The sequence below is a fragment of the Pseudomonas promysalinigenes genome (genome assembly GCF_014269025.2).
In the GTDB taxonomy this organism is placed as follows: Bacteria; Pseudomonadota; Gammaproteobacteria; order Pseudomonadales; family Pseudomonadaceae; genus Aquipseudomonas; species Aquipseudomonas promysalinigenes.
Genome location: NZ_CP077094.1, coordinates 4,802,829 through 4,819,297 on the forward strand (window position 1 = coordinate 4,802,829; position 16,469 = coordinate 4,819,297).

A 16,469-nucleotide genomic window follows, 5' to 3' on the forward strand; every position below is an offset into this window, starting at 1 on the left:
TATCCGCGCAGCCGGTACAGTGGCCGAAAACACAGAGGCTCAACCGATGTGCCTGATCGTATTCGCCTGGCGCCCAGGGCATGCCCTGCCGCTGGTCGTCGCCGCCAACCGCGACGAGTTCTATGCCCGCCCGGCCCAGGCCTTGGCGGCCTGGGAAGATACACCTGGGGTGTACGCTGGGCGCGATTTGCAGGCCGGTGGCACATGGCTGGGTGTCGGCCCACAGGGGCGCTTTGCTGCGTTGACCAACATTCGCGACCCCGGGCAGGTGCCGGGGCCGCGCTCGCGGGGCGAGTTGGTGGCGGCGTATCTGCAAGGCGAACTGGGAGTGCAGAGCTACCTCGACCGGGTTGCCAGCCGCAGCGGGCAGTATTCAGGTTTCAACCTGCTGGTAGGGGATGCCGATCAGCTGGGCTACCTGAATGCCCGAGAAGTGGCGCCCCGCTTGCTGCAGGCCGGGGTTTACGGGCTTTCCAATGCCGGGCTGGATACGCCGTGGCCGAAACTCGTCAAAGCACGTACAGGGCTGCAGGGGCTGCTTGATAGAGCCGACCCCCAGCGCCTGCTGACGTTACTGGCAGACCAAGAGCAGCCGCCGGACGCGGAACTACCGGAAACCGGCGTGGGGATCGCAACAGAGAAGTTGCTGTCGAGCGTATTCATCGCCAGCCAAACCTATGGCACACGGGCAAGCACGGTGTTGATCGCGGATGATCGAGGGAGAAGGCGGCTGGTGGAGCGCAGTTTCGGGCCCTTTGGTGGGCATCTCGGGGAAGTCAGCTTGCACGTGTGAGGCTGTTGGCGCCGGCCTCTTCACGGGCGTGGGCTCACAGCCAACGCGCCGTGTCTGAAGGCTGCGCCCGACCTATGCAAGCAGACGTGCCCGCGAAGCACCACCTGCGGTTAAAGAGGCTTGTTGGTCCCAGGCCCGATCATGCGCGCCAGGCCGAGGTTTTTCAGGGCCAGTTGCAGCGAACTGTGGATGACTTGCGGGTTGTCATGGCTCAAGGCCTCGGCCAGCAGCTCCTTGGCCTTACCCAGGTTCACCTGGCGCAGCATCCACTTCACCTTAGGCAAGTTGGTGGCGTTCATCGACAGGCTGTCGAAGCCCATGGCCATCAACAAAATGGCCGCCGCCGGGTCACCGGCCATTTCGCCGCAGATGCTCACAGGCTTACCCTCGCCATGGGCATCGCGCACCACGGTATTGAGCGCTTGCAGCACCGCCGGGTGCAGGTAGTCATAAAGGTCGGCGACCCGCGGGTTGTTGCGGTCCACCGCCAACAAGTACTGGGTCAGGTCGTTGGACCCAACCGACAGGAAGTCCACCTGCCGCGCCAGCTCCTTGGTCTGGTACACCGCCGCCGGGATTTCCACCATCACCCCAACTGGCGGCATCGGGACGTCGGTGCCTTCGTCGCGCACCTCGCCCCAGGCACGGTGAATCAGGTGCAGGGCTTCTTCCAGCTCGTGAATGCCGGAAATCATCGGCAGCAGAATGCGCAGGTTGTTCAGGCCCTCGCTGGCCTTGAGCATGGCGCGCGTCTGCACCAGAAAAATTTCCGGATGGTCGAGGGTGACACGAATGCCGCGCCAGCCTAGAAACGGGTTTTCTTCCTTGATGGGGAAGTAGGAAAGCGCCTTGTCGCCACCAATGTCGAGGGTACGCATGGTCACCGGCAGCGGGTGGAAGGCCGCCAGTTGCTCGCGGTAGATCGCCAACTGCTCCTTCTCGCTGGGGAAGCGCTGGTTGATCATGAACGGCACTTCGGTGCGGTACAGGCCAACCCCTTCGGCCCCGCGCTGCTGAGCACGGGCCACGTCAGCAAGCAAGCCGGTGTTAACCCACAGCGGCATACGATGGCCGTCCGGGGTTACACACGGCAGTTCGCGCAAGGCATCAAGGCCCTGCGCCAGCTGGCGCTCTTCCTCGACCACGTCACTGTATTGCTTGCGCAGCACGTCGCTGGGGTTGGTGAACACCTCGCCCTTGTAGCCGTCGACGATCATCTCGATGCCGTCGACCTTCGAATACGGCAGGTCGACCAGACCCATCACCGTTGGAATGCCCATGGCACGGGCAAGGATGGCGACGTGGGAGTTGCCCGAGCCCAATACCGACACCAGGCCAACGAGCTTGCCTTCGGGCACTTCGCCGAGCATCGCCGGGGTCAGCTCTTCACTGACCAGGATGGTGTTGTCGGCATACACCAACGATTGCGCGCGCGCTTGTTGCAGATACGCCAGCAGACGACGCCCAAGGTCCTTGACGTCCGAGGCGCGCTCGCGCAGGTAGTCGTCGTCCATCAGCTCGAAGCGGTTGACGTGCTCGCCGACCACCTGGCGCAGAGCGCCCTGTGCCCACTGGCCAGTCTTGATCACTTCGATCACTTCACCACCCAGGGCGGCGTCTTCGAGCATCATCAGGTACACATCGAACAGCGCGCGCTCTTCCGGGCGTAGCTGGGTCGCCAGCTTGGCCGACAGCTTGCGCATGTCTTCACGCACACCCTCCAGGGCATTTTGGAACAGCTTCAGCTCGGCATCGATATCCTCGACGGTCTTGTCTGGCACCACCTCCAGGTCAGCCGGTGGCAGCATCACCACGGCCCGACCGACCGCGGCGCCCGGCGAGCCCGGCACCCCGACGAAGCGTGCTTCCTGAATACCTTTGCCCTGGCGCCCCAGGCCACGGATCGAGCCGGTGGCCTCGGCATGGGCGATGACGCCAGCGAGCTGGGCACTCATGGTGACCAGGAAAGCTTCTTCGCCTTCGTCGAACTGACGGCGCTCTTTCTGCTGGATGACCAGTACACCGACGACGCGGCGGTGGTGGATGATCGGCGCACCGAGGAACGAGGCGAATCGCTCTTCACCGGTTTCGGCGAAATAGCGATAGCGTGGGTGGGCGGCAGCGTCTTCCAGGTTCAGCGGCTCTTCGCGGGTACCGACCAGGCCAACCAGGCCCTCATTGGGTGCCATGCTGACTTTGCCGATGGAGCGCTTGTTCAGGCCTTCGGTGGCCATCAGCACGAAACGGTTGGTTTCCGGGTCGAGCAGGTACACCGAGCAGACCTGGCTGCCCATGGCCTCCTTGACGCGCAAGACAATGATCCCCAACGCCGTCTTGAGATCTTTGGCGGAGTTCACTTCCTGGACGATCTTGCGCAGCGTATTGAGCATGGCTCGGGGTCGAACTCCGTCGTCAGTCGCGCGTCAAAAGACGCGGTGCAAGCTCTTTCAGGGCTCGGCGGTAGACTTCACGCTTGAATGTCACCACCTGGCCCAACGGGTACCAATAGCTGACCCAACGCCAGCCGTCGAACTCAGGCTTGCCGGTCAGGTCCATCCGCACCCGTTGTTCATTGCTCACCAGGCGCAGCAAAAACCACTTTTGCTTCTGGCCAATGCACAGCGGTTGGCTGTGCGTGCGGACCAGCCGCTGGGGTAAACGATAACGCAACCAGCCGCGGGTGCAGGCAAGAATTTCCACATCATCGCGTTCAAGGCCAACTTCTTCGTTCAGCTCGCGGTACAGGGCATCTTCCGGCGACTCATCAGGGTTGATGCCACCCTGAGGAAATTGCCAGGCATCCTGGTTGATCCGTCGAGCCCATAGCACCTGCCCGGCATCATTCGTGAGAATGATTCCGACATTGGGGCGAAAACCATCCGGGTCGATCACGGCAGCAACCTCGCAAACGCATGTCACCGCATTGTTCCACAAAGCCTGCGAGCGCAGCAACGCGCCCGCCAAGCTTATGTGCAGCGCGGTGATAACTACGTATTCTGTATTCTGCGGGCCGACTATGAAGGATTGAGCATTGATGCTCTGGCCGCTTGGCGAGTAAACCGGCTCCTACGGGCGCTGCAGCGCAGATAGCCTGCAGGAGCGGGTTTACCTGGGAAGAAACCGGCGGCCCGTTAGACGGGCTTGGCGCCCATCAGGCCCGCGATGGACAGCAAGCACACTCCACTGAACACGGCCAAGGCCAGGGTAAACCGCAGCCCCGTCACCTCAGCCTTGCGCAGGCGGTTGAGCCGTACCAGCAACCACCAAACGGCAAAGGCACCGAGGGTACATAGAACACTGGAGGCCAGCAGCCACGTCTGCCCCAGCGGCCAACCCACAAGATGCACCAGCCACCAGCCGGTGAACGGCATGCTCAGCAAGCAAACGCCCATTACCAGCCAGACGAACACCAGCGGCCGGCGCAGCAACTTGGCATAGGCTTGGGCGTCGCCGCGGCGGCGCGCACGCACGGTCCAGATCGCCAGGCCCAGGGCGCAGAGCAGCAACACTGCAGTAGCGGCGATGTGCAAGGCCTTGAGGGTAGTCAGGTGTTCCATGGGTTCACATCCTTGAGCGATAAGCCAAGCTTAGCCGCTCAACCCAGGAACAGCTTGTACGCCGGGTTGTCGGTTTCGTCCCAGTACGGATAGCCAATCTTGGCCAGTGCCGCCGGCACCAGGTGACGCTCCTCCTCCGGCACCTGCAGGCCAGCGACCACCCGCCCGTCTGCCGCGCCATGGTTGCGGTAGTGGAACATCGAGATGTTCCAGCGCCCGCCCAGCTTGGTCAGGAAGTTGAACAGCGCCCCTGGGCGCTCAGGGAACTCGAAGCGCAGCACCATCTCGTCACTGGCACCCGCTGAGTGCCCACCGACCATATGGCGGATGTGCAGCTTGGCCAGCTCATTATCGGTCAGGTCGGTCACTGGGAAGCCCTGGTCGATCAGGTTCTGCACCAGCGCCGCTCGCGGGTCGTTTTCTGGATGGGTCTGCACGCCAACGAAGATGTGCGCCTCGTCGGTGGTATGCTTGCGGTAATTGAATTCGGTGATCTGGCGCTTGCCAATGGCCTCGCAAAAGGCTTTGAAGCTACCTGGGCGCTCAGGGATGGTCACGGCGATGATGGCTTCGCGCTTCTCGCCAAGCTCGGCCCGCTCGGCCACGTGGCGCAGGCGATCGAAGTTGACATTGGCGCCGGAATCGATGGCCACCAGCGTCTGCCCAGTCACGCCTTTGAGTTCGACGTACTTTTTGATGCCCGCCACCCCCAACGCACCGGCAGGTTCGGTGATCGAGCGGGTATCGTCATAGATATCCTTGATAGCCGCACAGATTTCATCGGTGCTGACCGTCACCACCTCATCCACGTAATGGCGGCAAATATCGAAGGTGTGCTGGCCGATCTGCGCTACCGCCACGCCATCGGCGAACAGCCCCACCTGCGGCAGCACCACGCGCTCACCAGCAGCCATGGCAGCTTGCAGGCAGTTGGAGTCGTCCGGCTCCACGCCGATCACCTTGATTTCCGGGCGCAGGTACTTCACATAGGCCGCGATACCGGCAATCAGGCCACCGCCGCCCACTGGCACGAAGATCGCGTCCAGTTGCCCTGGGTGCTGACGGAGGATTTCCATCGCCACCGTGCCTTGCCCGGCAATCGTATGCGGGTCGTCGTAGGGATGGATGTAGACGAAGCCCTTTTCCTCGACCATTTTCAGCGAATAGGCAAGCGCCTCAGGGAAGGAGTCGCCATGCAGCACTACCTTGCCGCCGCGCGAGCGTACACCTTCAACCTTGATTTCAGGGGTGGTCTTGGGCATCACGATGGTGGCTTTGATGCCCAGCTCACGGGCCGCCAAAGCCAGGCCTTGGGCATGGTTGCCAGCCGAGGCGGTGACCACGCCACGGGCCAGTTCTTGCGGGGTGAGCTGCGCCAGCTTGTTGTACGCGCCACGGATCTTGAACGAGAACACCGGCTGCAGGTCTTCGCGCTTGAGCAGAATCTGGTTGCCCAGGCGTTTGCTCAACTGCCCAGCGCTGTGCAGGGGTGTTTCCACAGCGACGTCGTAGACGCGCGAGGTGAGGATCTTCTTGACGTACTGTTCGAGCATCGGAGCATCACTGGCCGCGGGACAAGGCCTGCGAGTCTACCCCAGCGCTACGTCGGGCGACCACAGCAAAGCCGCCCGAGCCGTTATACTAGGCTCCTTTCATTACCGCCCCCGCCCCCTCTCGGAGCCCGCATGACCCAGGACCAACTCAAACAGGCCGTCGCCCAGGCCGCTGTCGACTTCATTCTGCCGAAGCTGGATGAAAAAAGCGTCGTCGGCGTCGGCACCGGTTCGACCGCCAACTTCTTCATCGACGCCCTGGCCCAGCACAAGAGCGCATTCGATGGCGCGGTGGCCAGCTCCGAGGCCACGGCCCAACGTCTGAAAGGCCATGGCATCCCGGTCTACGAGCTGAACAGCGTCAGCGAGTTGGAGTTTTATGTCGACGGTGCCGACGAGAGCGATGCCCACCTGAACCTGATCAAAGGTGGCGGTGCGGCCCTGACCCGCGAGAAAATCGTAGCGGCGGTGGCCAAGACCTTCATCTGCATCGCCGACGGCAGCAAGCTTGTTCCAGTGCTGGGTGCCTTCCCGCTGCCGGTCGAGGTAATCCCCATGGCGCGCAGCCATGTGGCCCGTCAGTTGGTCAAGCTCGGCGGCGACCCTGTGTACCGTGAGGGCGTTGTGACCGACAATGGCAACGTCATCCTCGACGTGCACAACCTGCAAATCACCAACCCAGTAGAGCTCGAAGCGCAGATCAACGCCATCGTCGGCGTGGTGACCAACGGCCTGTTCGCCGCGCGCCCGGCAGACCTGCTGCTGCTGGGTACTGCCGAAGGGGTGAAGACGCTCAAGGCCGATTAACCGCTGAGCGGATGTCTTCGCTATCCGTTGCCGGCCGCTTCACGGCTAAAGCCGCTCCTACACGCTAGTGCTCGCCTCTGACGCACTACATAGAGGGGCGGCTCTACCCGCAAAAAGGCCCGAACAGGCAATCAGTCAGCGGGCTGCTTGAACACGTAAAAGAGGTTCGGCTCGCTGACCAGGTACAAAGTGCCGGCCTCGTCCATGGCAATTCCCTCAGCCTGAGGCACTGATGCCTTCAGCCCCTGCAGCCCCCTGTGCAAAGACAGCGTACTTAGCGGCTGCCCATGGGCATCGAGCTCAAGCACCAGGCGCGATTCGTCCGAGAGCGCCAGTAGGTGGCCACTGCGCTCATCGAACTGCAAGCTGGAAAGGTCGCGCACGAACAACCGCGCATCACGCTTGCGGTCCTGCACCACATGCACCGCATAAGGGCGCTCCGGGTTCTGATGCGGAAAGCCATGTATCTCATAGATGAGCATGGGGTCGCGTTCCTTGGCCACGAACAAGCGCTGGCCTGCAGAATCGTACGCCAGCCCCTCAAAGCCCTTGTTGCCATTGAGGCCGATTCCCAGGCTCATCTGTTCGGCATCGGCCGCATCCAGAAACGGCGTGTCATCGTCAAGGCGCACCCGGATCAACCGCTGCTGGCGCTCATCGGAGATCACGTAGCTGCCAGGCCCTACATACTCCACGGCCTCGGGATCACCAAAGCCGGTCAACGGCACGCGGCGCAGAATACGCCCCTCCAGCGACAGTTCGAGCAGCTCCGAACGGGCATTGGTTACGGTGAACAGGGTTTTACGGTCAGGGTCGTAGGTCAGAGCTGAAATATCGTCGTCCAACCCCTCGATTGGCTGCGCTTCCACGGCCACTTGGTAGCGATCCAAGCGCATGCCCTGCTCAGGCGGCTGCCACCAGCTTTTTACGTTGAACCAGCCGCGCTCGAACAGGCGCAACTCCTGGGCAGCCAAGCCCAAGATCAGCAGCCCAGCAAGCAGAAGGATCACTGACAGATGAAACAGGCGACGCATGGCAAGAGTCTCGACGGGGTGGTTGCGGATCAAACCATGGACGACTGAAGCGAAGCTTAATGTAGGAAGATTCCAGCTTCATTGCTGTTTTTTCTTGAACCGATAGAACAGGTTCGGCTCGCTGACCATATACAGGTTGCCCTGATCATCCATGGTCACGCCTTCGGCACGCGGGATGGTGCTTTGCAGGCCGTTGAAGCCCCCCAGCAGCGTCATGAAACTTACCTGCCGAGCTTGTTCATCGAGTTCCAAAAGCATGTTCGAGTCAGCCGACAGCACGAGCAGGTGGCCCGTACGTGGGTCGACGGCCAAGGCTGACAGGTTGCGCAAATCGAGGTCATCGCTGGCCAGCACCTGCTTTTGGCCCTTGAGTGGGCTACGCCCATCGCTATTCCAGGTGTAAAGCTTCGGCGGGCGTTCCTCGCCGATCACCAGGCGTTGGCGCATAGGGTCCCAGGCGATACCTTCGAAGCCTTTGTTGCTCTTGACCGACTCGCCCAAGTCATAACTGGGAAAATCAGCGTGGTTCAACGAAGCGGTCTGTGCATCGACCTTGACCACGGTCAGATCGTGCTGACGCTCATCGGTGATTGCGATGCCGCCATCTTCCAACACGGCAACGCCTTCCGGGTTGCTCCAGCCTGCCAGTGGGATCTTGCGCAGCACATCCCCTTGGAGGCTTAGCTCGACCAGTAACGGGTTCTTGCCCATCACTGCGAACAGCGTGCGGGTGTGCGGGCTGTAGGCCACGTCCGAAGCTTCGTCGTCCTCCATACCGGGCAACACCTTGGCATCGATGTCCACTCGATAGTTCGGCAGCCACACGCTTTCGCTGCGCTCGGCACTGGTTTCAAAGCGCTCTTTGACCCATAGCATGCCGCGGTCGTCCCAGTGCATAGCCACCGCCACGCCATAGCCAATTACCGCAGCAACCGCCACGGCGAAGGGCCAGCGGAGGTAGAAACGGCGCTTGGAGGGGGCGCTGGTGCTGACGGGTGTAGGCATTCGAAGGTCCTGCAGACAGAGGCGAAGATCCGCGCATTATCCGGATGGGGTGTGAAAAAACAGTAAACGGCGCGGGCCTCTTCGCGGCTGCGGCCGCCCCCACAAGTTTGATGTCACCCAAGATGCGACCCTAGTGGGAGCGGGCTCACCCGCGAACGAGGTGATGAGGCCTTGCGTCAGAGCACGCGGCTCTCGAAACGGCAAACACCTGGCAGTTCCAGCACCAGTTCGTCACCCACATTGAATGGCCCGACACCGGCCGGGGTACCGGTCAGGATCACATCACCCGCCTGCAGCGAGAACTGCGCCGCCATGTGCTGGATGATCGGCACGATCGGGTTGAGCATCATCTTGCTGTTACCGTCCTGGCGCACTTCACCGTTGATGGTCAGGCGCACGGGTATATCGGTCACGTCTGCAAAGGACGCCGCAGAAACGAACGGTGGTAACACGCAGGCGCCGTCGAAGCTTTTGCACAACTCCCAAGGCAGGCCCTTTTCCTTGAGCTTGGCCTGCACGTCGCGCAGAGTCAGGTCCAGGGCTGGGGCGTACCCGGAGATGGCATCCATCACCTCTTCCTGAGAGGCGTTGGACGACAACGGCTTGCCCAACAGCACGGCGATTTCGGCCTCGTAGTGCACCGAGCCACGGTCGGTCGGGATCTTGAAGCCGCCCTCCAGGGGCACCACGCAGCTGCCCGGTTTGATGAACAGTAGCGGCTCGCTTGGGATGGGGTTATCCAGTTCCTTGGCATGCTCGGCGTAGTTGCGGCCGATGCATACCACTTTGCCCAGCGGGAAATGGATGCGCGTGCCGTCTACGTACTGGTGCTGGTAACTCATGGCCGACTCCTTTGATCACTGCTTTTATTCAGGAGCGAAGATCTTACCCGGATTCATGATGCCGTTAGGGTCGAAGACGGCCTTGATTGCCTTCATGCAGGCAATTTCATGGGCCGAACGGCTGTAACTGAGGTAGTCGCGCTTGGTCATGCCCACACCGTGCTCGGCCGAGATCGAGCCGTTGTAGCGCTGGACGATCTCGAACACCCACTTGTTGACCTTGGTGCACGAGGCAAAGAAGTCATCCTTACTCATGTGCTCGGGCTTGAGGATGTTCAGGTGCAGGTTGCCATCGCCGATGTGGCCGTACCAGACCACTTCGTAGTCAGGGTAATGCTCGCTGACGATGGCATCGATATCGCGCAAAAACGCAGGAACCTTGGAAACGGTCACGGAAATATCGTTTTTGTACGGCGTCCAGTGAGAGATGGTCTCGGACAGGTATTCGCGCAGTTTCCACAGGTTCTTGAGCTGGGTTTCGCTCTGGCTCATGACCCCATCGAGCACCCAGCCTTGCTCCACACAGTGCTCGAAGGTGGCCAGCGCCTGATTGGCCACCTCCTCGGTACTGGCCTCGAATTCAAGCAAGGCATAGAACGGGCAGTCTGTGGCGAAAGGAGCCGGCACATCACCACGGGCCATGATTTTGGCCAGGCCCTTGTCGGAGAAAAACTCGAAGGCGGTCAGGTCGAGCTTGCCCTGAAAGGCATGCAACACCGGCATGATCGAGCCGAAATCAGGGGTGCCCAGCACCATGGCGGTAAGGTTGCGCGGGGCTCGGTCCAGGCGCATGGTCGCTTCGACGACGAAACCCAAGGTGCCTTCGGCGCCAATGAATAACTGCCGTAGATCGTAGCCGGTGGCGTTTTTGATCAGGTCCTTGTTCAGCTCCAGCAGCTCACCATTGCCGGTGACCACCTTCAGACCAGCTACCCAGTTGCGGGTCATGCCGTAGCGAATGACCTTGATACCGCCGGCATTGGTTCCGATGTTGCCGCCAATCTGACTGGAGCCGCTGGAGGCGAAATCCACCGGGTAATAAAGGCCCTGCTCGTGGGCAAAGTCTTGCAACTGCCGAGTGATGACGCCTGGCTGGCATACCACGGTACGGTCGAAGGCATTGAAGCTCAGTATCTGGTTCATGTAGTCGAAGGCGACGACCACTTCGCCATTGGCTGCCACGGCACCGGCCGACAGACCGGTACGCCCGCCGGAGGGCACCAGGGCAACCCGATGCTGATTGGCCCAACGCACGATGGCCTGCACTTGTTCAACCGTCTTGGGCAGCACGATGGCGGTGGGTGCAGGCGGATAGTGCTTGGTCCAGTCCTTGCCGTAGGCCTGGAGCGAAGCCGGGTCGGTCAGGACCTTGCCAGGGTCGACAAGGGTCATCAGTTCTTCAATTACCGCAGAGTGGGTCATCGCTGGAACTCTCGACTTATTCATAGTCACCCTGAGCACTCTTCACCTGTCGGGATAAGCTCAGATTGGGTCGCGTATGCTAGCATAGCGCTCCCGCTGTTCATGCTATGGCTGCCCTGGCGCCTGGCATCAGTCCTCGCCATTTTTTCTCCGGGATACAGGTTTACGCAGATGAGCAAGACTTCTCTCGACAAGAGCAAGATCCGGTTCCTTCTTCTTGAAGGTGTGCACCAGAACGCGGTCGATACCCTCAAGGCCGCCGGCTACACCAACATCGAATACCTCACAGGTTCCCTGCCGGATGCCGAGCTGAAGGAAAAGATCGCCGACGCCCACTTCATCGGCATCCGTTCGCGCACTCAACTGACCGAAGAAATCTTCGACTGTGCCAAGAAACTGGTCGCCGTCGGCTGCTTCTGCATCGGCACCAACCAGGTTGACCTGGCCGCAGCCCGCGAGCGTGGTATCGCCGTATTCAACGCCCCCTATTCCAACACCCGCTCGGTGGCCGAACTGGTGCTGGCGGAGGCGATCCTGCTGCTGCGTGGCATCCCGGAGAAAAACGCATCCTGCCACCGTGGCGGCTGGATCAAAAGCGCGGCCAACTCGTTCGAGATCCGTGGCAAGAAACTGGGCATCGTCGGCTATGGCTCGATCGGTACTCAACTGTCGGTTCTGGCAGAAAACCTTGGCATGCAGGTCTATTTCTACGACCCGCTGACCAAGCTGCCACTGGGCAACGCCGTGCAGGTCGCCAGCCTCAACGAACTGCTGGGCCTGGCCGACATCGTTTCGCTGCACGTGCCTGAGTTGCCGTCCACCCAGTGGATGATCGGCGAGAAGGAAATCCGTGCGATGAAAAAAGGCGCGATTCTGATCAACGCTGCTCGCGGTACCGTGGTCGAGCTGGATCACTTGGCGGCCGCCATCAAGGACAAGCACCTGATCGGCGCCGCCATCGACGTGTTCCCAGTGGAGCCACGCTCCAACGATGAAGAGTTCGAAAGCCCTCTGCGTGGCCTGGACAACGTCATCCTCACCCCGCACATCGGTGGTTCCACTGCCGAAGCACAGGCCAACATCGGCCTGGAAGTGGCCGAGAAGCTGGTCAAGTACAGCGACAACGGCACCTCCATCTCGTCGGTCAACTTCCCTGAAGTGGCGCTGCCGGCCCACCCAGGCAAGCACCGCCTGCTGCACATCCACGAGAACATTCCAGGCGTGCTCAGCGAGATCAACAAGGTCTTCGCCGAGAACGGCATCAACATTTCCGGCCAGTTCCTGCAAACCAACGAGAAAGTTGGTTACGTGGTGATCGACGTTGACGCCGAGTACTCCGACCTGGCGCAGGAAAAACTGCAACAGGTCAAAGGGACCATTCGCTCGCGCGTACTGTTCTAAGCCAGGCAAGACAATCGGGGCTGCGCTGCGGCCCTTCGCGGGTACACCGCGAGGGGCCGTGACGCAGCCCTTTTCTTTGCCTGCCAATACACAACCCCGCAGCGCTCGACACTCCTATGGGGTCGGATCGGCGCTTACTTTACCTGGACAGTGATCTTTTCAGACTCCACGCTCGGCTTGAACGGCACGTGGTACTGATCGCCCAGCACCAGTTGCAGTGTGTGCTTGCCTGGGGCGAGGGTGATGGTCGCTTCGGTCTGCGCCTTGCCGAAGTGCAGCACCTGCGGCCCGGCTGGCAACGCAGTTCCCGCAGCCGGCATCAGGCTGGTCGGCAGCGGCATGTCGGCGACCGGCTGCTTGTCCACATCCACCAGCAAATGGTGGTGGCCGGTATGCGGAGTCTGATCGCCAGCAGGCTTGAGCTCCATGCCCTCGATGCCGAATTTCACGGTGAAGGTCTTGTCCACTGTGGCGCCATCGGCCGGTGAAACGATGAAGACTTTGGCACCCTTAGGCGGCTCCTGGCTTTTGAGGGCATCCGCTGCGCCGGCCATCATCGACACCCCCAGCAGCAGGCCAGCCACGGCAGCACGGGAAAATAAGCTGTTCATCAACGTCTCCTGTGGTTCACTTGAAAACACCGCCATCAAACAATGGCCGCGATGATTCAACATAGTTGAATTACCCGTTCGCAGCGATCATGGCCCAAGGGCATGAATTTTTCAGTTAGGGTTAAACCTCGCCAAGGCTTGAAGGTCATAGGCTGCGCTCGACCGCGATGGGGAAGAAAGTCGCGGCGAAAGTTATTCATTTGCTAGATAAAAAGGGGCACGACATGCGTTCGACCATAGGCGTACTGCTGGCAGTACTGATCACTCCGTTGGCTCAGGCCGAGCTGATAGACGAAATTGCCGACCGGGGCGAACTACGCATTGCCGTGCAAGCCGACAACGCACCCTATTCTTTCAAGCAAGACGACCGCCTGACGGGCTTTGAAGTCGAGTTCGGCCAGGACTTGGCCCGCGAACTCGACTTGCGTGCCGAGTTTCTGGAAGCCACAGCCGAGCAAGTGCTGCCGGGGGTCGAAAGCGGAAAGTACGATGTTGCCCTTACCCCCTATAGCGAGGCGCCCAATGCCGATGGCCCGTTCGATGTAAGCCAGGCGTTCGGCGAAAAGAAGCTGGTGATCCCTTTCCAGAAAGATAACCCGGCCTTCGAAAGCGCGGTCAACAACGCCATTCAACGCCTCAAAGACAGCGGCCGTATGGCAGAACTTGAGCGCAAGTGGTTCAAGGGCATGCAGGCAGGCCAAGCGACCCCTGCCGCCCTTGCTCCAACGCCCGCCAACTGAACATCCGCCGGCAGGCATTCACTCGATAGATCAGAACGGGTCGTTGCCACGGCGCCGGAACCAGCCAGTCAACGACAGGCGTTCGCGCGTAGCTGGCAACACCTCGTGCGGCACTACGCCGGAAAGAAAAATCGCCAGGCAGCCGGCCAAAGGCTGCACATCGTGCTCGACACCGCCGGCCAGGAACATGCGCAACTGCCCACCGTTCTCTGGCTGCCAGTTTTCGTTCAGATACAGCACTGCCGACACCATGCGCCGGTCATCGTCACGGAAGCGGTCCAGGTGCCGGCGATAGAACGCCCCCGGCGGGTACAGGGCGAAGTGGCATTCGAAATCCTCCAGGCCCAGAAACAAGCCCTGGTTCATGGCTTGACGCAATTGGTCCATGGCCGCCAGGTAATCATCGCAAGCCGGGGCCTGGCCAGGGTCGATCCACTGGATCTGGTCGCCGCGAATGCTCTCGCGCACCTCCTGGGCATCGCCGCGCCCTACAGCGGCCGGGTTGAGTTGACCTTCGGCATCACGGCGACGGCATTCGGCCGCCAGCGCGCGCACCAGGTCGGCAGGCAGAAAGAGCGCCTGCTGCGACCAGCCATGGGTGGCCAGATCGTCAACGACGGCCGCAAACATCGGGTTTTCGGGGGAGATGTGCATGGCGCGCATCATATCCATTCACTCTGTCGGCGCACAGCGCCACTTGGCTGAGAAGCGTTAGGATTGCTCGACAAAACGGCGCCCGTCCAAGGACAATAGCTACCTGCCGACAGGAGTCCTGAATGCGCCGTTTGTTTTCCCTGCTTCTGCTGATGATCTGCACCATGCCTGTCCGGGCAGACAGCCTTGATCAACTGTACAAAGCCGCCGGCTGGCCTGACCAGCGCGCCCATTTCACCGACGCCGTGAGCGCAGCTCAGCAACGCTATCGCAATAGCTTGCCGCCTGCGGTTTATCAGGCGCTGGTCAACAACAGCAACCAGCGCTTCCAAGCCAAGGCGATGGACAGCCGTGCGTTGGCCAAACTGCGCAGCACCCTGCCCAACCCAACACCGGCCCTGGCGTTCTTCCAGTCGCCATTGGGGCGCAAGATCGTTGCCGCCGAGCTGCTCGCCACGCGCAAGGACCAGTTGGCAAAGCACGCCGAGGGCCTGCCGAAGATGCAGGCCAGCGACAACCGGATGCTGGTCATAGGCCACTTGGCCCAGGCACTGCCGGCCCGTGAAGCCGGTGCCGAAGTCAGCCTGGCGATTGCCGGGGTGGCCGCCGACAGCCTCAGTTCGATGATCCCTGGCCTGTTCGGCCCAAGCCAAGCCCAAGGGCTGCTCGACGGCCAGCGCCAGCGGCTGATGGGGCAGATCGGCCAGGACCTGAACAACACGCTGCTGTATGTGTACCGTGACCTGTCCGACGATGAACTCGAAGAATTCGCCACGTTCGCCGAGTCGCCGGAAGGCAAAGCCTATTACCAGGCGGCTGTAGCTGCGGTGCGTGCTGGCCTTGCGGTTGGCCAGAACAGCGCTGACCTCAAGTAATCAGCCCATGCGCTGCCCGATGAAGTCAAAGTAGCGCTGGCGGATGCCTGGCAATTCGTTGGCCAAGTGGTGACGGGCTTGAGGCAGCAGCAGGATCTGCGGCTCGTCGAACTTGGCCTTGAGCACTTGAAGGTTGTAGGGCCAATCCACCGTACCATCGTCCTCCCCCTGTACGATCAGCGGCCGCCGCGCGCAATGCGGCGCCGCTTCGATGCGTTTGACCCAGGCGATCAATGCACCGACCCACGCCGTGGGCAAGCGCCGAGGCTGGAGCGGGTCGGCTTCGAGAAACGGCAGGAACGTCGGGTCGTTGGTGTTCTCACTGAAGCGGCGCTCGATGCCATCGACAAAGTGGCGCAACACCCGATAACTGAACTTCGACCAGCGCCATGCCCGCGGCCGTACCAGTGGCGCCAGCAGGATCACCTGGCCATCGACCGGGCTGCGCTCACCTTGATGCAGCAGGTGATCCACAGCTATGGCACCACCGGTGCTCTGCCCGCACAAATGCCAGGGGCGTGGCAGCCCAAGGCTTCGCGCCTGCTCGAACAGAGCCTCCAGCACACGCTGATAGACCGCGAAATCACCGATGCTCGCGCGCTCGCCACTAGACAGGCCATGGCCTGGCAAGTCGCAGCTGATTACCGCGTACCCAAGCGCCAGTGCCCACTCGATGACATGCCGATAGAGGCCCATGTGGTCGTAATAGCCGTGCAGTAGGAACAGCGTCGCTTTTGGCTTTTCAGGCAGCCAGACTTGCCCAACCAACTCGAACCCTGCCGCCTGAAAACCGCCCAGCCAGCTCTGCACCGGCAGGTTCAAGCCATAGAAGCGTTGATAGTCCTGCGCCTGGTTGGACAACGCCTGACGCGTGGCCAACGGCGCAAGGCTGGCACGCAGGGGATCGGGGTGAAAGGAAGCAGGCATCAGGTACATCCAAGGCGGATCGAGTATTGATCTGCGATATTCAGCTCTGGCCGACTCCGTGGCAAGCTTGCTCACCTCGAAGGCACCGAGATCAGCCTGTCGGAGTGACAGCATCCTCTGTCTGCGCTGGCCTCTTCAAGGCTTGAGCCGCTCCATAGGTTTGCGCTCATCTCATGGCATGTGCAGCGCCTGTAGAAGCGGGTTACAGGCGAAGCCGGTGCGCCACACCGCAACGCATTCTTCGCGGC

Annotated in this window: 16 protein-coding genes; 5 read left to right on the forward strand and 11 right to left on the reverse strand. The window is 61.3% G+C overall.

From position 1 onward, the window contains the following. The first annotated feature begins 46 nt into the window (after nucleotides 1–46). Complete coding sequence (locus HU725_RS21720) at nucleotides 47–793, forward strand: NRDE family protein (RefSeq protein WP_186476458.1); 747 nt, start codon at nucleotides 47–49, stop codon at nucleotides 791–793. A gap of 110 nt (nucleotides 794–903) precedes the next feature. Here HU725_RS21720 and ptsP read toward each other — a convergent pair whose 3' ends face one another. From ptsP to ilvA, 4 genes are all read right to left on the reverse strand, one after another. Then, the gene (gene ptsP, locus HU725_RS21725) at nucleotides 904–3,183 is read right to left on the reverse strand and encodes a phosphoenolpyruvate--protein phosphotransferase (protein ID WP_186476239.1); all 2,280 of its coding nucleotides are present in this window, start codon (nucleotides 3,181–3,183) and stop codon (nucleotides 904–906) included. A 22-nt stretch (nucleotides 3,184–3,205) separates the two neighbouring features. Further along, nucleotides 3,206–3,685, reverse strand: coding sequence for an RNA pyrophosphohydrolase (locus tag HU725_RS21730; RefSeq protein WP_060479637.1), 480 nt, complete (start codon nucleotides 3,683–3,685; stop codon nucleotides 3,206–3,208). Nucleotides 3,686–3,924: 239 nt separating this feature from the next. Continuing rightward, complete coding sequence (locus tag HU725_RS21735) at nucleotides 3,925–4,350, reverse strand: DUF2269 domain-containing protein (RefSeq protein WP_186476238.1); 426 nt, start codon at nucleotides 4,348–4,350, stop codon at nucleotides 3,925–3,927. Nucleotides 4,351–4,388: 38 nt separating this feature from the next. Then, nucleotides 4,389–5,903 carry a threonine ammonia-lyase, biosynthetic gene (gene ilvA, locus HU725_RS21740; protein WP_186476237.1) on the reverse strand — a complete coding sequence of 505 codons (1,515 nt, stop codon included), beginning with the start codon at nucleotides 5,901–5,903 and terminating at the stop codon, nucleotides 4,389–4,391. A gap of 132 nt (nucleotides 5,904–6,035) precedes the next feature. Between ilvA and rpiA the strand changes: the two genes are divergently transcribed. After that, nucleotides 6,036–6,710 (forward strand): ribose-5-phosphate isomerase RpiA, encoded by a 675-nt coding sequence (rpiA, locus tag HU725_RS21745; RefSeq protein WP_186476236.1) that lies wholly within the window; start codon nucleotides 6,036–6,038, stop codon nucleotides 6,708–6,710. A gap of 131 nt (nucleotides 6,711–6,841) precedes the next feature. Here rpiA and HU725_RS21750 read toward each other — a convergent pair whose 3' ends face one another. From HU725_RS21750 to HU725_RS21765, 4 genes are all read right to left on the reverse strand, one after another. Then, a complete protein-coding gene (locus tag HU725_RS21750; RefSeq protein ID WP_060479618.1) occupies nucleotides 6,842–7,744 on the reverse strand; it encodes an SdiA-regulated domain-containing protein in 903 nt (300 codons plus the stop codon). 78 nt (nucleotides 7,745–7,822) lie between these two features. Beyond that, nucleotides 7,823–8,749, reverse strand: a complete 927-nt coding sequence (locus HU725_RS21755; RefSeq protein ID WP_186476235.1) for an SdiA-regulated domain-containing protein — start codon at nucleotides 8,747–8,749, stop codon at nucleotides 7,823–7,825. Between the two features lie 176 nt (nucleotides 8,750–8,925). Continuing rightward, a complete protein-coding gene (locus HU725_RS21760; protein WP_186476234.1) occupies nucleotides 8,926–9,591 on the reverse strand; it encodes a fumarylacetoacetate hydrolase family protein in 666 nt (221 codons plus the stop codon). 24 nt (nucleotides 9,592–9,615) lie between these two features. Next, nucleotides 9,616–11,013, reverse strand: coding sequence for a D-2-hydroxyglutarate dehydrogenase (locus HU725_RS21765; protein WP_186476233.1), 1,398 nt, complete (start codon nucleotides 11,011–11,013; stop codon nucleotides 9,616–9,618). Between the two features lie 171 nt (nucleotides 11,014–11,184). On the opposite strand from HU725_RS21765, the gene serA reads away from it, so the two are divergent. Beyond that, nucleotides 11,185–12,414: a phosphoglycerate dehydrogenase gene (serA, locus tag HU725_RS21770; RefSeq protein WP_060479614.1), complete on the forward strand. Its 1,230-nt coding sequence runs from the start codon at nucleotides 11,185–11,187 to the stop codon at nucleotides 12,412–12,414. A gap of 134 nt (nucleotides 12,415–12,548) precedes the next feature. Here the strand turns inward: serA and HU725_RS21775 are convergent, their stop codons facing one another. After that, nucleotides 12,549–13,025, reverse strand: coding sequence for a DUF4399 domain-containing protein (locus HU725_RS21775; protein WP_186476232.1), 477 nt, complete (start codon nucleotides 13,023–13,025; stop codon nucleotides 12,549–12,551). Nucleotides 13,026–13,249: 224 nt separating this feature from the next. On the opposite strand from HU725_RS21775, the gene HU725_RS21780 reads away from it, so the two are divergent. Then, nucleotides 13,250–13,765, forward strand: coding sequence for a transporter substrate-binding domain-containing protein (locus tag HU725_RS21780; RefSeq protein WP_186476231.1), 516 nt, complete (start codon nucleotides 13,250–13,252; stop codon nucleotides 13,763–13,765). A gap of 30 nt (nucleotides 13,766–13,795) precedes the next feature. Here the strand turns inward: HU725_RS21780 and HU725_RS21785 are convergent, their stop codons facing one another. Then, on the reverse strand, nucleotides 13,796–14,428 hold the full coding sequence (locus tag HU725_RS21785; RefSeq protein ID WP_186476457.1) for a 2OG-Fe(II) oxygenase: 633 nt from the start codon (nucleotides 14,426–14,428) through the stop codon (nucleotides 13,796–13,798). Between the two features lie 113 nt (nucleotides 14,429–14,541). On the opposite strand from HU725_RS21785, the gene HU725_RS21790 reads away from it, so the two are divergent. Continuing rightward, entirely contained in the window at nucleotides 14,542–15,294 is a 753-nt protein-coding gene (locus HU725_RS21790; protein ID WP_186476230.1) for a DUF2059 domain-containing protein, read from the forward strand. On the opposite strand, the gene bipL is transcribed toward HU725_RS21790, so the two are convergent. Then, the gene (gene bipL, locus HU725_RS21795) at nucleotides 15,295–16,221 is read right to left on the reverse strand and encodes a phospholipase BipL (protein ID WP_186476229.1); all 927 of its coding nucleotides are present in this window, start codon (nucleotides 16,219–16,221) and stop codon (nucleotides 15,295–15,297) included. Nucleotides 16,222–16,469 lie beyond the last annotated feature (248 nt).

Coding starts and splice junctions, on each gene's coding strand:
- HU725_RS21720 (WP_186476458.1), top strand. CDS start 47: ATGTGCCTGATCGTATTCGCCTGGCGCCCAGGGCATGCCCTGCCGCTG.
- ptsP (WP_186476239.1), bottom strand. CDS start 3,183: ATGCTCAATACGCTGCGCAAGATCGTCCAGGAAGTGAACTCCGCCAAA.
- HU725_RS21735 (WP_186476238.1), bottom strand. CDS start 4,350: ATGGAACACCTGACTACCCTCAAGGCCTTGCACATCGCCGCTACTGCA.
- ilvA (WP_186476237.1), bottom strand. CDS start 5,903: ATGCTCGAACAGTACGTCAAGAAGATCCTCACCTCGCGCGTCTACGAC.
- rpiA (WP_186476236.1), top strand. CDS start 6,036: ATGACCCAGGACCAACTCAAACAGGCCGTCGCCCAGGCCGCTGTCGAC.
- HU725_RS21750 (WP_060479618.1), bottom strand. CDS start 7,744: ATGCGTCGCCTGTTTCATCTGTCAGTGATCCTTCTGCTTGCTGGGCTG.
- HU725_RS21755 (WP_186476235.1), bottom strand. CDS start 8,749: ATGCCTACACCCGTCAGCACCAGCGCCCCCTCCAAGCGCCGTTTCTAC.
- HU725_RS21760 (WP_186476234.1), bottom strand. CDS start 9,591: ATGAGTTACCAGCACCAGTACGTAGACGGCACGCGCATCCATTTCCCG.
- HU725_RS21765 (WP_186476233.1), bottom strand. CDS start 11,013: ATGACCCACTCTGCGGTAATTGAAGAACTGATGACCCTTGTCGACCCT.
- serA (WP_060479614.1), top strand. CDS start 11,185: ATGAGCAAGACTTCTCTCGACAAGAGCAAGATCCGGTTCCTTCTTCTT.
- HU725_RS21775 (WP_186476232.1), bottom strand. CDS start 13,025: ATGAACAGCTTATTTTCCCGTGCTGCCGTGGCTGGCCTGCTGCTGGGG.
- HU725_RS21780 (WP_186476231.1), top strand. CDS start 13,250: ATGCGTTCGACCATAGGCGTACTGCTGGCAGTACTGATCACTCCGTTG.
- HU725_RS21785 (WP_186476457.1), bottom strand. CDS start 14,428: ATGCGCGCCATGCACATCTCCCCCGAAAACCCGATGTTTGCGGCCGTC.
- HU725_RS21790 (WP_186476230.1), top strand. CDS start 14,542: ATGCGCCGTTTGTTTTCCCTGCTTCTGCTGATGATCTGCACCATGCCT.
- bipL (WP_186476229.1), bottom strand. CDS start 16,221: ATGCCTGCTTCCTTTCACCCCGATCCCCTGCGTGCCAGCCTTGCGCCG.